At 50.5% G+C, this 13,779-nt stretch carries 11 protein-coding genes; 2 read left to right on the top strand and 9 right to left on the bottom strand.

All coding sequences use genetic code 11. From position 1 onward, the window contains the following. Positions 1 to 8: 8 nt before the first annotated feature. Genes NST07_RS17675 through NST07_RS17655 form a run of 5 tightly spaced genes read right to left on the bottom strand, consistent with a single transcriptional unit; the run spans position 9 to position 7,335 of the window. A complete protein-coding gene (locus tag NST07_RS17675) occupies positions 9 to 3,365 on the bottom strand; it encodes a deaminase domain-containing protein (protein WP_342479874.1) in 3,357 nt (1,118 codons plus the stop codon). A 23-nt stretch (positions 3,366 to 3,388) separates the two neighbouring features. Further along, positions 3,389 to 4,081 carry a PAAR-like protein gene (locus tag NST07_RS17670; protein ID WP_342479873.1) on the bottom strand — a complete coding sequence of 231 codons (693 nt, stop codon included), beginning with the start codon at positions 4,079 to 4,081 and terminating at the stop codon, positions 3,389 to 3,391. Between the two features lies 1 nt (position 4,082). Further along, positions 4,083 to 4,607 (bottom strand): hypothetical protein, encoded by a 525-nt coding sequence (locus tag NST07_RS17665; RefSeq protein ID WP_341093407.1) that lies wholly within the window; start codon positions 4,605 to 4,607, stop codon positions 4,083 to 4,085. Further along, positions 4,600 to 5,751, bottom strand: coding sequence for a pentapeptide repeat-containing protein (locus tag NST07_RS17660; protein WP_342479872.1), 1,152 nt, complete (start codon positions 5,749 to 5,751; stop codon positions 4,600 to 4,602). Before NST07_RS17660 ends, NST07_RS17665 begins: the two co-directional genes overlap by 8 nt. A gap of 27 nt (positions 5,752 to 5,778) precedes the next feature. Next, positions 5,779 to 7,335: a contractile injection system protein, VgrG/Pvc8 family gene (locus NST07_RS17655; protein ID WP_342479871.1), complete on the bottom strand. Its 1,557-nt coding sequence runs from the start codon at positions 7,333 to 7,335 to the stop codon at positions 5,779 to 5,781. Between the two features lie 337 nt (positions 7,336 to 7,672). On the opposite strand from NST07_RS17655, the gene NST07_RS17650 reads away from it, so the two are divergent. Both NST07_RS17650 and NST07_RS17645 read left to right on the top strand, forming a co-directional pair. Further along, entirely contained in the window at positions 7,673 to 8,335 is a 663-nt protein-coding gene (locus NST07_RS17650) for a TetR family transcriptional regulator (RefSeq protein WP_341378733.1), read from the top strand. Continuing rightward, a complete protein-coding gene (locus tag NST07_RS17645; RefSeq protein WP_342479870.1) occupies positions 8,332 to 9,612 on the top strand; it encodes an MFS transporter in 1,281 nt (426 codons plus the stop codon). Before NST07_RS17650 ends, NST07_RS17645 begins: the two co-directional genes overlap by 4 nt. Positions 9,613 to 9,790: 178 nt before the next feature. On the opposite strand, the gene NST07_RS17640 is transcribed toward NST07_RS17645, so the two are convergent. The 4 genes from NST07_RS17640 to NST07_RS17625 form a co-directional block, all read right to left on the bottom strand. After that, positions 9,791 to 11,263, bottom strand: a complete 1,473-nt coding sequence (locus NST07_RS17640; RefSeq protein WP_342479869.1) for an amidase family protein — start codon at positions 11,261 to 11,263, stop codon at positions 9,791 to 9,793. Positions 11,264 to 11,286: 23 nt separating this feature from the next. Further along, positions 11,287 to 12,042, bottom strand: a complete 756-nt coding sequence (locus NST07_RS17635; protein WP_341093396.1) for a YoaP domain-containing protein — start codon at positions 12,040 to 12,042, stop codon at positions 11,287 to 11,289. Positions 12,043 to 12,123: 81 nt separating this feature from the next. Then, complete coding sequence (locus NST07_RS17630; RefSeq protein WP_341093394.1) at positions 12,124 to 12,882, bottom strand: VOC family protein; 759 nt, start codon at positions 12,880 to 12,882, stop codon at positions 12,124 to 12,126. Then, complete coding sequence (locus NST07_RS17625; RefSeq protein WP_341093392.1) at positions 12,879 to 13,763, bottom strand: stalk domain-containing protein; 885 nt, start codon at positions 13,761 to 13,763, stop codon at positions 12,879 to 12,881. The genes NST07_RS17630 and NST07_RS17625 overlap by 4 nt, the downstream gene beginning before the upstream one ends. Positions 13,764 to 13,779 lie beyond the last annotated feature (16 nt).

The raw sequence follows: 13,779 nt of genomic DNA, 5'->3' as shown, positions 1-13,779 counted from the left end.
CTCCAAAACTATCTCTTTTTTAAATTACGGTTAAAGTAAATAACCAATTTTACATTAGGAAACATTTCTTTAAATTCCTGGATGATAGGTGTACAACTGGCACATGGTTCTCTATCAGTATAGAAATCAATTTTTCCAGTTACATCTTTATTCACAGCCCCTTTGCTGCCACCGAGTTGTTTTGCAACATCTTCGAGAATTTTATACTCGGTATCCCATTTCCTACTATAAGCCCCCTCTCTATCTACCTCATTCCACGGATTAACATCTTTAGGCTCGAATATTCGTTCTTCGATCTTTTCGGGTGGTAAAGGAGAGTAACCTTCTGACCATTTCTGATCTGCATCCTGAATTTGACTATGCGCTTTAAATTCTTTCTTTAATCCAGGAATCTCAACACGGGCTAGTCCATAGTTACCTAAATCTCTTATTTCTTCAGGCAACAAATCTCGAAGTTCTTGACTACGTCGATAGAGTTCTCCTCCAATTCCTGGTGTATTTTTCTTTACTTTATTAAGACTAAGTTCACCCGTCCCCTTGTTCAACTTCTCAAGAAGCACCTTTTCTTCTTGTAAATACTTATCGAAATTGGAGGCTTCACGAGCTTTTTTACTTTCTTCAATGTTTCTTAGTATTTTCTCTCTATCATAAGGTGGCGGATCAGTATTTTTTGTTTTCGTTACTTTACCCGTCTCCTCAACCGACCGCGACGAACCCTCCGCTTTTGCTTTTCCCACTGTCCTGGTGTCATCAGCCCCTGCAAGACTCTTGCTCTTTGCTAGGTCATCCACCCACCCGCCGCCATCTTTAATCACCATTTCCTGGGGCAGGTTTGTTTTAAGTTTAGCAGCGGTGTCCGCTTCGTTCGTCAACACCTTCAAAGCATCATCCAGCGCCGCAATATTCTTGCGGTTCGCTATTTTATCTGCAGTCTTATACAAGCCGTGCTTGAGCAGGCTGGCCAGGCTCACAAAGGCGATGCCAATCCCCAGTCCATCCAGCAGTGACTGGTCCATGCCGAGGAAGGTCGGATTCGTATAGGCGTTTCCGTTCTTGAGATCGTTCAACTTCTCCACGTTGACCACGATCACGCCTACGCTAAAGGCGATGTCTGCAGCCGCCAAGAGATATAACGATCCTCCGGCTGTCGGAATCGCCGAGATGATCGCCACCACGCCGAATAAGAGGTTGAACTCCGCGACTAGCATTTGGGGGTCTAGGATTAATACCTGGAACGTATATCGAGATAAGTATACTGTTTTCTCCATTTTTTTGCTCAGATAATCTGGTTTCTGCGGCACGACATTCTGCAGCAGCCAGTCATCCAGCGCGGGCTCCAGGACAGGCTTCATCTTGTCCACCAGATGACGGATTCCCGTTGCATCCAGCAGTCGCTCCATAACTCCCGGCTGCTTGCTTTGCTGAAGTGCGCTTGCAGCCAGTTCTGGCAGCGCTGGTATCATCGCTTCGATCTCATCTCGCGATTTACCTTCCTTCCTGCCTTGCTCAATGATCCTCTCCGCGCTTTGATTCCAGGCATGAACCGCTGTCCGGTTCCGGTCCTCCACCTCATAGAGCTGCTGGTTCTTCTCCAGCTCCGCTTGTTTTTCTTCCTCGCCTTGCTTCTCCGGTTCGCTGGCGGGCGGCTGGGCATACCTCTTCTTGTAGGCGCTCTGCTGCTCTTCGGCCGCCTTCCCGCTCATCCAGCTTCGTGCCACTTCCTGGGTACCCGGATTGCTGCTCGCTTCAGCCGCCACTTTGGAGCGGATGTCTGATCTTTGCCCTTCTGTTAATTGCGTGGCCGCACCTAATTTAAGGCTTAAATCTATTTCTTGCATCATGATTTCACCTTTGGCCAGCTCGTCAATATACAGCTCCTTCAGCTCGGCATCCGTCAGCAGCTCCATGTAATCCACTTCGACTTTCTGGAAGTCGATCTTGCTGCTATGGATGCCCACCCGCTTCTCGCTGACGACCATATAATGGGCGGCGTTCGTTTGCAGCGTAATCTGCTGCTTTGCCCGCATCCGGATGGATTCCAGTATACTCTTTCCGTCCCCGCTTCCCAGCTCCATCCGATTGCTCGCTACCAGCAATAGATCCTCGCTGGCATTAACGGTGATGTTCCCGCCATCTAAATGCAGGCTGACCGTCCCTTTCTGGAACAGGACGCCGTCGTCTCCCAGCTGCATTTTCGCTTCGCCCGGCATCTCGAACACCTTCGTCGTCGGCTTCTGGAACACTGTCCGGCTCTTCATCTCCTCGCTCCCGCCGCGAACCGAGTTAATCGCTATCGCCTTCTTCTCTACCCCGCTTGGAAAATACACCTTGATCCGCGCACCTTCCTCCGGCAGACAGTGAAAGATATTGTTCCCTTCCCCAGAGTACGGAAACCACCAGTTCCCTTGTGTGTCATGCCCGGCATCGATGTCAAGGTGCACCTTCACCATATTGTTTGCCCGTTTCACGACCCGGCCTTCAAGGGATACCCCTTGAATCGCCTCATTGCGCCGCGACTTCCTTCGCAATGTCTGGCGTTTCACCAGCACATATTCATACTGTAGCAGCCCGGATTCATAGCTGATCACCGATTCGGAGACGACCCACATCTGATTCTTAAAAAGAACATCGTCTCCGACCTGGCAATATTGACCGCTGACCACCCGGTAACGGACAAAATCCCCCTCATGGAGCTGATCCGCTTCCGTTCCTTCCGCATGCGCCTTCAGCTCTTCATAGGCGGCCCGGTCCTTTATGACCGTATAATGTTTGGACTTCAGCTCCTCTCCCCAGGACAGGTCCGGCACGCCGAAATAGACGCGCGGTGCATCCAGTGTGACATCCGGCAAGATCACTGTCCCCACCCGGGAAGCCAGCCGTTTCATAAACTGCCAGTCAGTTTCACCGTATTGAACCATTAAGGTGCCCAGGGCGTCCTGCTTGCCCGTCGCCATATTGTGCGCATCCCCTCCGGGATAGTTCGCAGCAAGCCCTGCAATGGCTTCCGAATAAGTCAGATGCTTATTCTGGTACGACCGGTTCTTCGGCTCCATATCCATCGCATAGCTGCGTGAGAGCGCCTCGATTTGCACATGCGAAATCCCGTCTTCCATTTGGATATCTACATTCGTAATGCCGCCGGCGAACCAGCTCTCCACCCGCGGCTTGGCCGGTTTGCGGAAGACAAGGCTGTCCTCGAAGCTGCTTCTCAGCAAGCAGGCTTCCGCTTCTTCTTCCGTCATGACCGCCGTAAACGTGCACCGCGCATGTGTATTAAATTTCCGTTCAATCCGGAAACTGCGGATCGCTTTTAGCTCATAAGGCCACTGCAGCTCGTAGCCATCCCCGTGATACTCTGCTCCCATGCCCTCACCATCACCTCTCTTCTTTATCTCGCGGAGAACTCAGGCGGCGCCGGGTCCATTCCATTCGTGAGCAACCGGATCTGACCTCCATACTGGCAAAATAAGCAGGACTTGCTGGTCAGCGCCTGTACCCCTTGAATAGAAACATTCGGACTGCCGTTGGTCCACTCTGTCTGAGCGCCTGCTAAGCGCTCCAGCAATGTGGTCAGCGCAGATACTGCACCTGACAGCTTGAATTGCGGTTCAGGGGATGGGCCTCCAGCAGAAGAAGGTCCCAGCACCGTTGGCATCAGCTTGGGCGCACAAGGATAAATAAACTGGCCTGTGGTGGGTTCCTCCGGATCGGGGTCGACCATATACGAAGGATCTGTAAAACCCAAGGTTTTCTCAGCCGCCTTCAGCGGATTCATATCACTCCGGCAATAGCCGAACGAATAGAAGTTTCCATCGAGCGCCTGTCCCATTCGGTCAAAGGGAATAGCGCCCTGAATCGTTCCCGGTTCCGAGGTGGATAACGCACAATCCTTCACCGTCAACATCGGCCTGCCATTGATGTACACACCGTTCGGGTCCTGCTTGTTCAGCACTTCCTCATGTGTGCCTCGCGTGCAATGCATATACGCCCCCGCCGTCACATACGTATCCTCGCTTCGCCACGGGGATTCCAGGAGCTTGTTAAGCGTGCTTTTCGTCAACAAGGTATCCATAATTCCCATTTCAAGTTTCTCCTCTCGTCAACCGGATCGGTCTGACACTTAAGCCATACAGACTTTTTCTAAGCAAGCTCTCAGCGATGTCCACACGTGCAACCAGCACACGACTCCGGTAATATGGAATTTGAAAAATTGCCGTTTCCTTTAATGCTTCTGTGTCTGCCCAAAGGGTGTGAATCCGTCCATTTTCCGTCTCTGTGCGGTCAGGTGCAAGACAAGGAATTTCCGGAAAGTCCATCCATGCATAATAAAATTGCCCCTGCTGTTCCAGGTCCATTACGACCACACTTTTATAAGGAATGTCCGGTAGCTGCTTAGTTACAGTTGCCCGCAGCTCCTCGCTGACCAGCAATATCGGATGTTCGATCAGACTGCTGGCAGAGAGGAGATTGCCCGGCTTGGTGTAGACGATTTCCTGTGGCCCGGCATACCCATAACCTTTCAGCATACGTTCCGGGAATGCCAGATTCACTCCATTTGCCGGCAAGCGCCGGTCATGCTCCAGCACGAAGTACTTCATGCTACTCATGCTGCGCCTCCCCCACCCAGATCATCGTGCCACGCTGTTCCTTGGTCAGTGTTACCGAAGCAGCATCCCGCTCCAGCATTCGGCTTCCCGTCAAGTCTGCACCTGTGAAATTCGTCCCTTCCAGCTGTGCACCTGTGAAATCTCCGGCAATTCTCGCGCCCAGAAAGCTGGCAAACGTCAGATTGGCCTGTTGAAACAACACGCCATTCAAGCCGAATACCAAGCCATGTGCTTCTGCCGCCATGTCCCGAATCCCCAGCACATGGTCGAACCTTGCAGAAGTCAGGTCACAATCGCGAAAGTCCGCATCCACCAGAAGACTCTCGCGAAAATCGGCCTGATCGCACACACAGCGCTCGAAGCGGGTACCGAGCATTCGGCTGCCCCCGAAATGACTTCCGGTCAGCGTCACCTCTTCAAACCTTGCATAACTCAGATCAACGCCTTCGTAATAGCCACGGGACAAGTTGACCTTGGCAATATGTTCATAGATGTATTCCTGATCTGACTTATTTTCCAGCCACCCTTTGCAAGTAATGGAGGAACGTTGCCTTTCATTGACGCGGTACACAGATTCACTGACCTCAGGGTCCCGAAATTGACCGACACGCACTTCAAATGCACTGTCTTTCTCCAGGTTTTGGAAAGAAACAAGCTGCCGGATGGTATCCATGGCATAACGAACAGCATGTACCATATAGATGTGGAACGGATACAGCTGCCGGGCCTTCCAGACTTCGAACGAATGGCGGTGAATACGGTTTAAATAACGTCTGCGTTTCTCCTCACATGCTTGATCCCAAGCGTCCGCGAATCCGTAGATCCAGCCTGCATCATAATGAAAAGGTGTCAGCTGCACCTTGCTTTCCGTGTCCCTGTCGCTGGCCTCCAGCATATAGACGGGCTTCCCTTCGTTCAGGCTCGTCCGGAGCAGGGAGAGATGAAGATAGGCGCATTTCATTAATTTCCCCTCTTGCTGCTGGAGTTGTACCTTCTCGCAGAACTGGTCAAACAGCGGGACGAGTTGGGTGGTGATCTGTTTTTTATGCTGAACGTAATAGGTATGTAAGGATTTAATTTGCTCATTTCGCTGAGGCAGGACATCTTCTTCTATAAAATGGTTCCATATCTCCAGGTCGTGCATCCCGTGCGCTCCTCTCTTCGGTGTGTTCTATTGATTCATCAGCACTTCGATGCCTTTAATCACGACCTGCCCCTGATCCATCGTAAAGCCGCCGTTTCCGTCCTTGGTGGACATTTCAATCTGGTTGGCAACCATCATAATGGATTCCGAGACCATTTCAATTTGCTTGCTGGCCTGCAATGTAATCTTATTCTCACAATTCAGAATAATCGTGCCCGCACTCGTTAAAGTAAGCGTTGCGCCCCCGGTCGCACCGGTAATGATGATTTTATCTTCCTCGAACGTGATCTTCTGGCCGGTTGGCGTCAACAAGAACTTCGTGTTCGGATTGGCCATTAAATCTTCCTTTAGATCCTTGTCGTAATGAATAACAGGCTGCAGCTGTTCTTGCTGGACTACGGTCGTCGTCACATTTTGGCTGTGTCTGCCTGCAGCAGCGGATGTACTGCCCGGCTTGGATGCGGGAGCCATTGCTTCTTCCGGCACCTTCTTCCGCACAGAACTGAGTGCAATGCCTTCTGCTTCCTTCGCATTGGGGAAATAGATCCGGACAGCGTCGCCTTTTTCCGGCATACAGTACCATCCCGTCTGATCGTCCGAGGCATACATCGTGGAATACGGAAAAGGGCTAGCGATCGCGAGGCTCCAGTCCTGATCGTAATCGAGCTGCACCTTGACCTCATCCCGGACCACTTCCATGACTTTTCCTGAGAGGGAAGAGCCTATCAGCTTGGAATTATACTTCATGCGCCGGTAAGCTGCCCGTTTCAGACAGAGGGTGTAGTGATGTGTAAGCAGACCCTGCTTCATTTCGGTCCGTACCTCGAACACGTGAAGCTGCTGGCCTTTGAAGGTGACCTGATCTCCAAGTTCAAGCACCTGATTGTTCAGCATCACTTCATAACAAATATAATCCCGTTCACTAAGCCCGCTCTCTCCGTTTCCCGCCTCTTTTTTGAAGGCTAATATATCCTTGTACATCCGGTAATGGGTAGCTTCTATCCTGCCTGCGTCCCGATGATCTGGAATGCCCAAATACACGCGAACGCTGTCTTCCGTGGATACAGGAACCAGCACCGTGTGATAACGGGAGGCCAGACGCTTCAGAAACTGCCAGTCTGTCTCCTGATATTGCAGGGTATACGCATCCAGTCTTTTATCTTCCACAAACGTATTAAAGCTTTGCCCATTGGGGTAGTACCCGCTGATCTTCTGCATTAAATCGGGAATGAGCATAGAATTGTTCTGGTAGGAACGCGTCTGCGGTTTGAGATCCATTGCGTGGGTATGAGAGATGGCTTCCGCTTCCAGCCAGTAGGCTTCCTTATCGACCTTGACACGGAGTTTGAGGATCGTGCCATGAAACAATCGCTTCCTATTTCCTTTCTCGTCGGTATACAGAAGCTCTACCGGGGTATTTTCATCCGCCATCCGTACATAATGCTCTTCCCTATCTTCCGAGATCATGCCCGTAAACGTCAATTTGGCGTGGTCATTGATTTTCTTGACCAACGTCACATGATGCAGTCTCATCTCAAAAGGAAGTATATGCAAATGTTCATAGCTAACGGCTGACATTGCCATTGTGTCATCTCCTTCATGCAATTCCTTTAATTCCCTATATATCGTCTTTTTCCCATCTAATTTTAATATATCACCCTTAAATACTAAATTAAGTATGTAAAAGGATTTTTTATCAGACATTACTGGGCTGTAGAAGGCGGCACCAACCGGAATTACAACTCCGGAAACAACAGTCTGACCCTTGGAATTCAGATTCGATACTATAACATGGCACGGTAGGACGGCTGACTGCCTTCCTCTTCCAGCCTCCTATTTATTTGTTGCAAAATGAACCGCGTGTCATTAAAATAATAATGACACGCGGTTCATTTTGGATACTTAGAAAGGTGGCGGGTAAATGTCTCCCCGATTGACGGATCACCGGAAAGAACAGCGAAGCCGGCAGATATTGGATGCTGCTAAATGCGTATTTAGTAGAAAAGGCTACGGCGCGGTCTCGCTGAAGGATATTATCGAGGAAGCTGGCATGAGCCGGGGCTGGATTTACCTCTATTATCAAACGAAGGAGGAAATTTTTGAAGCCTTGCTGGATCGTCAGGATCTTGAGTATGAACAGTATCTTGAATACTTGAAGGCTGCTTCATCATCCATTTGGCAGGTCATTATCACACTCTATACCCAGCAGCTTCATGATTTGGAGCAAATGGAGGGCGGCGGAATGATGCCTGCTTTTTACGAGTATTTTCTAGTCGGCTGGCGTGATTCTTCACGCAGAGAGCTGCTTGAAAGACGGTACGAAAGAGGCATCGAACGTTTTGCAGATTTGCTTCGGACGGGGGTAAGCCGCGGTGAATTTACTCCAGTCATGGATCTTAGTGAGATATCCAGGGTGGTCTCATCCTTTCAGGAAGGTATCGTTACACATTCCATCACGGTTGGCACCAGGCAAGCGGATACCGGTATGCAATTCAATGCACTACTTCACTATCTGTACAGTCTGCTTCAACCGTCAGCCGGCCAAGCAATGGATTTCTTTGGTTTAAGGGAGGAGATTCAATGAAGTCACTTTTTCGCAATCCTGTGTTCTGCAAGCTGTTTATTGCGGCTTTTGCTTCCCAACTGGGTACGGTGGTCGGTAACATGGCTTTTGCCTATTATCTGGTAGACCGGTTCAGCGAGCGCCCCTCCCTGGCAACGACCGCGGAGTTGATGTATTCCTTGCCTACACTGGCAGTATTCTGGATCGTTGGTGTTGTGGCCGACCGGTTCGACCGAAAGCATATCGCCGCATACAGCGATTGGATCCGTGCCGGATTGACCTTGCTGCTGCTGGTATTCGTGCATTATGATTTAATCGTGCTATGCTTTCTGGTCCTGTTTCTGCGCAGCTCGATATCCAAATTTTTTGGTCCGGCTGAGATGGGGCTGCTGCAGGGAAGCATCGGTCATGACCAGTATGTTCAGGCATCGGGGTTAAACCAGATCGTTATGGGAATGTTCATGTTATTCGGGATGAGCCTGGGAGCGACTGCTTATCATTTTGTTGGAATTGAAGGCGCTATCATCGCCGACGGTGCCAGTTTTCTAATCTCGGGTCTGCTGCTGGCCTGGGGGGATTTTCCCGAGAATGCCCGGATGCCTAACGGCAAGAACCGCATTCGGGAGCTTCGCTTTTCGCACCTCATTACAGATTTCTGGCAGGGTCTTCGTTATATCACCGGAAATCGGCTGCTGCTCGTACTTATCAGCGGATTTTTGTTCTTCGGGATCGTAAATGGTGTGTTTGCTGTGCTTCCGATTTTTGCAATGAAATATAAGCTGAGTCCCGATAATTATGTCGTCTATTCCTCGATGATTACCGTTTTTCTTGGCATCGGCTTCCTGCTGGGCAGCATTCTCGGTCCTCGTCTCATTGCCCGCTTCACCCGGACTCCGGTGCTTATAACGGGGTTATTCGTAGCCAGCCTGCTTATTGGGGGGCTGGGTTTTGCCGGTCAGGTCGAGGTATACTTAGTCATTATTCTGCTCGCGGGTATTGCAATTGCGCCAATCAATATCGTTCTTGGCAGCTGGATGCCCGAATTGGTTCCTGCCCGTAATATGGGCAGGGTTAATGCTTTGATTGATCCGGTCATAATGCTGGGCCACTCCATGGCACTGGGCATTGTCGCCCTGGCCTTTCCCGCCTGGATTTCGGTGACTTGGCTGCACTATATACTCGGGCTATGTACAGTAGCCGTCAGCTTCTTCTACCTTTTTTCACTTCCCTCCCTTGTCCGTAAGCTTGAGGTACAATCGGCCGCAGAACGCGAGGCATCGCATAGTGAAACGGCTTGAGCCGATTACATAACAGATCAGGCGAGCGGCTATACATGCACTGCCCGGCATAAGCAGCCGCCAAATAAAAAGCACATAGCCGCGGCCCTGTGCTTTTATTACTCATTTCTATCCGTAAACTATTGAAGATGAAAATAATATTTATCGTGATTTTGAAGATGTAAGGTGAGCAGTAGAGTTATGAATAGCCAGGAGGAATTTGAAATCCCTCTGTCAATGACTCGCATATTTCGGCAAAGTCAATGGTGATATGATCCTTGAAATGCCCACTGATGATCTGGATTCCACAAGGTAATTCATCGTTAGAGCGGTTCAGCGGCAAAATTGTGGCAGGCAGTCCAAAGACAGTCGCGAGGATATTCCAGATTAAATGCTCGTTATAACCAGTTGCTCGTCCATTCACTTTCAGAATCCTTCTAGTTACCGCCTGCTGCATGTGGGGAATTGCCAATACCGGACTGATGGGCAGCAGCAGAACATCATATTCCTGAAGTAAGGAAGTGATCACACGGTTATATTCCTGACGCAGACGGTCCGTTTCCGCTTGTTCTCCCTCACTCTGATTCATTGCCCGGTAATAGTCCTCTAGCCCTTCAGGAAAAGCCTTCGTCACCAAACGGGATGCCCGCAAGCCAAGGGAGGCCAGACTTGCAGTCAGGCGCTGCCTTGAATTGAACGAGGTGCCGACAAGCCGTCCAGACAGCTGCATAGCCAGGTCGAACAGCTTGTCCATCTGGATCTCAGGAGGCATTCCGTGGTGAACCTCCACCCCCTCCATCCTTGATAAACCTGCGGTAAAATCAGCATATCTGCGTTTAATATGTTCATCTATTTCATGCTCCGGAGTTTCAAACCAGGTCAGGACTTTAATCTTCGCTTGCTCCTTTAATGTGTTAGTGCGGAAATCAGGAGGGACAGGCACATCTACCCAGGGATCATACAGCACATCCATCATCAGCCGCAGATCCTTGGCGCTTCGGGCCAGCGGGCCAGCCGCCGACAAATCAGGCTCGCTTGGATCACCGGGAGGATTTCCGGGAACATGTCCTCTAAGCGACAGCATTCCAAGACTGCAGCGATGGGCATATACACCGGTATAATGCGCAGGAATCCGCAGGCAGCCGATCAGATCGCTGCCGAATTCCACAGGCGTGCAATCAGACGCCAAAGCGGCCGCACTGCCGCCAGATGAACCCCCTGGTGTCAAGTTTGTGTTCCAAGGGTTGTTGGTCGTGCCGTATAGATCATTATAGGTCTGCCAGTCTGCAGTCATCACCGGCACGTTGGTTTTCCCCATAACGATCGCTCCGGCCTGAATCAATCGTTGCACCGTGGCCGCATGTTCTGTAGCAATATTATGTTTTAAATGCGGGGCACCAGAGGTTGTAAGCATCCCGTTGACATTAAATGACTCCTTGACCGTAAGCGGCAGGCCATGCAGTGGCCCGTACCTCCGGCCTTCTTTTCTGTCCCGGTCGGCCTGATCCGCCTGGGCGTAGGCAATTTCCCGCTGCTGCTGCACTACGGCATTGAGCCCTTCATTCACAAGGTCCATCCGGCCATAATAGTAATCCAGCAGTTGCCTGGAATTCACCTCACCCTGTTCAAGCAGCCGGATCACATCGGAAGCGGTAAGATAAGCTAAATTCAAGTTTCTTCCTCCCTGTATCCTTACTATTTGGAGCTGTCGAGCAGTTTCGCGAACTTGCCCGGACTCATAATCTCGTGAGTGCTAAACGTACCATTAAGAAACAGACTGAAGGTTGTCCAGACCGAAGGGGCGGCCTGGGCTTCCTCCCGGGTAGTCAGGAGATGAGCCGTAAACGGGATACCCCTCTCCTTCGCCACTGACCGCAAATCCTCCAACACACCAACGGCAAAAGGACATTGTGCTGTGTAATAAATACAAATCCCGTCGCCCGAGGCTGGCGCAGACTTCACGGAATGTGCAAAAGACGGGTACTCCCCCTCATCGTTCCATTTGAGTACCGCCAACTCGAAATAAGGATCTGCTTCATCGGTGATTTGAAATCCCATATGCTCAAAAAAACGTTTATCGCTCAAATAAGGCATTTTCTTCTTGCTGACAATATGCACAATGCCATCCATGCCCAAGGCTTGGGCATCTGCCTTGCACTTATCCAGAAGCTGTTTGGAATGACCATTGTCCTTGTGTCTTCCAGATACCCACAGGCAGTTAATGTACATATAGTTAGGGGCATTAAGCGGGATCCAAGCCTTCTCGGCAGGCATATATTCAATAAAAACCTTCGCCCGGTCATTCAGCCGGTAAAAAACCAGCCCTTCCTCCATCCTTTCGCTCAGCCATTGCTTTTTGTCCCGGACTGCCTGCTCATATTGCTTCGCGCCCAGGGCGCAGCAGATATGTTCTTGTTCGATGTTTTCTTTGGTAATTTGCAAGTAGGTCATTGTGTCACTACCTCACTATTCTTTTTGAAATATCCGGGATAGCCAAACGGCTGTTTAGGACTATCCCGGAACAATTTGCGCCTAGAACCCGTGCTGGATCGAAAAGAAAGCTCCCTGCGGGTCTTGCAAAGTGGAACATGTCCCGCCACCCGGCACAGGCATTGGGGAGATCACCACAGAAGCTCCTAAGGCTACCGCTTGCTGAGCGACCTTCTCGCATCCGGAAACCTTGAAATATAATCCCCAGCCGCTGCTCATGTTCGCCATATCCTGGGGAATTGCCTTCATGCCGGCTACGTAGTCTGCTCCAACTTTGAACTGGAGATAACGGCCTGACGGAGTAGGTACTTCTTCCATTGACCATCCCAGTAGTTCCGTATAAAAATGAGCGGCGGCGTTCAGATCAGTTGTATACAGCTCATGCCAGTCGATAGAGTACGGCTCGTGCTGAACGCCCGATCCCAGATGCTCTGCCGCTTCCCATAAGGCCACCATCGCTCCGGTAGGATCACGGAATGCACACATAGTGCCCTTGTCCCCTATGCGTCTTGGGGCAATGAGCATTTCCGCTCCCAGTGACTGGGCACGTGCAGCCGAGAACTCCACGTCCTGAACAGCAATGTAGCAGCCCCAGAAAGAGGCCAGCTTGGGATCACCTAAGGAATACATGGCAGCCACATCTTGTTCGTCCGATTGGAATACCGTGTAGCTTCGCCCATCTTCCATAGTTGTCGTTTGTGTGCTCCAAGGAAATAATGCGGTATAAAATGCAGCGGATGCTGCCGGATCACCACTGCCCAGCTCGGCCCAGCAAAACGTACCTTCGTTATAATGCTTCATAGGTCTTTGAACCGGAGCTGAATTTCGGTAACCTGTTTACGGTAATCCTTCAGATCCTCATGCACATATACTTCCCGTGACGGTGATGTAAGCTGGACTCCTGTATTTTTAGCATATAAGTCCATTTGCGCCCAGACGTCACCCAGCGTATCCGGCGTTCCCTGGTGAACCACCGACAGGAAATAACCGCCTTCCAGCGTTTTGGTAACTATCGGAATCTTCTGGCCCTTGTATTCTATAGACTCGCCCTCCACAGCTTTGCTGACCGGAATGCAAATCTCTGTGTCATGTCCTAGTTCATAATTCTGCTCATAATACAAACTCATGCCTTGACCATTGATTACATCCTTCACTTTGCTGTCAAGCAGGGTAAAGACCTTGGTAATTTCCTCGTATTGGCCGCGGTAACGGATGCTTGCAACCTGAATTGGGAAAACGTACTTTTTAACAACGGTGAATTCCGGCTTCAGATCCACTGCGGTTTTCGCCGGATTCCAGGCTGTTACAAGCCCAATCGCCTCCAGCGCCTCCAGTGGAACGAGGATGGCGGACTGGTGCTGTCTAGGGGCTGCATGAAGAGTAATGGTCTGCTCATTGACCTTCATTTGCTTGCTGCCGATAACCAGTATTGCCGTTCGGGCAAATGTTGACAGGGTAAGCTTCTTTTCTTTGGCAGCCCATTGCAAATCTGCACCCAGTTCTTCGGAGACAGGCCGGATCGGTACAAGCCAGGTCTTGCCCTCCTGAACCGGTGAGGCCCCTGTAAAGGTTATCGGTGTTCCATTCCACGAGATCTTGACCGCTGGAGCGGCTGCCGATAAGGCAGTGTCACTCGGACAGGCCAGCAGCGCAATAAATAATAGCAGCATAAATTTCTTCATGTTCTGTTCCCTCCTG

The organism is Paenibacillus sp. FSL L8-0340 (assembly GCF_038593145.1).
GTDB lineage: Bacteria > Bacillota > Bacilli > Paenibacillales > Paenibacillaceae > Paenibacillus_AQ.
Note: the sequence above shows the minus strand (reverse complement) of the source record. Positions and strands in the feature narration are given on the sequence as shown.

What these genes read in the sequence shown, in the direction of transcription:
- NST07_RS17665 (WP_341093407.1), bottom strand. Translation starts at nt 4,607, where the DNA reads ATGAGTAGCATGAAGTACTTCGTGCTGGAGCATGACCGGCGCTTGCCG.
- NST07_RS17650 (WP_341378733.1), top strand. Translation starts at nt 7,673, where the DNA reads ATGTCTCCCCGATTGACGGATCACCGGAAAGAACAGCGAAGCCGGCAG.
- NST07_RS17655 (WP_342479871.1), bottom strand. Translation starts at nt 7,335, where the DNA reads ATGGCAATGTCAGCCGTTAGCTATGAACATTTGCATATACTTCCTTTT.
- NST07_RS17625 (WP_341093392.1), bottom strand. Translation starts at nt 13,763, where the DNA reads ATGAAGAAATTTATGCTGCTATTATTTATTGCGCTGCTGGCCTGTCCG.
- NST07_RS17660 (WP_342479872.1), bottom strand. Translation starts at nt 5,751, where the DNA reads ATGCACGACCTGGAGATATGGAACCATTTTATAGAAGAAGATGTCCTG.
- NST07_RS17630 (WP_341093394.1), bottom strand. Translation starts at nt 12,882, where the DNA reads ATGAAGCATTATAACGAAGGTACGTTTTGCTGGGCCGAGCTGGGCAGT.
- NST07_RS17645 (WP_342479870.1), top strand. Translation starts at nt 8,332, where the DNA reads ATGAAGTCACTTTTTCGCAATCCTGTGTTCTGCAAGCTGTTTATTGCG.
- NST07_RS17670 (WP_342479873.1), bottom strand. Translation starts at nt 4,081, where the DNA reads ATGGGAATTATGGATACCTTGTTGACGAAAAGCACGCTTAACAAGCTC.
- NST07_RS17635 (WP_341093396.1), bottom strand. Translation starts at nt 12,042, where the DNA reads ATGACCTACTTGCAAATTACCAAAGAAAACATCGAACAAGAACATATC.
- NST07_RS17675 (WP_342479874.1), bottom strand. Translation starts at nt 3,365, where the DNA reads ATGGGAGCAGAGTATCACGGGGATGGCTACGAGCTGCAGTGGCCTTAT.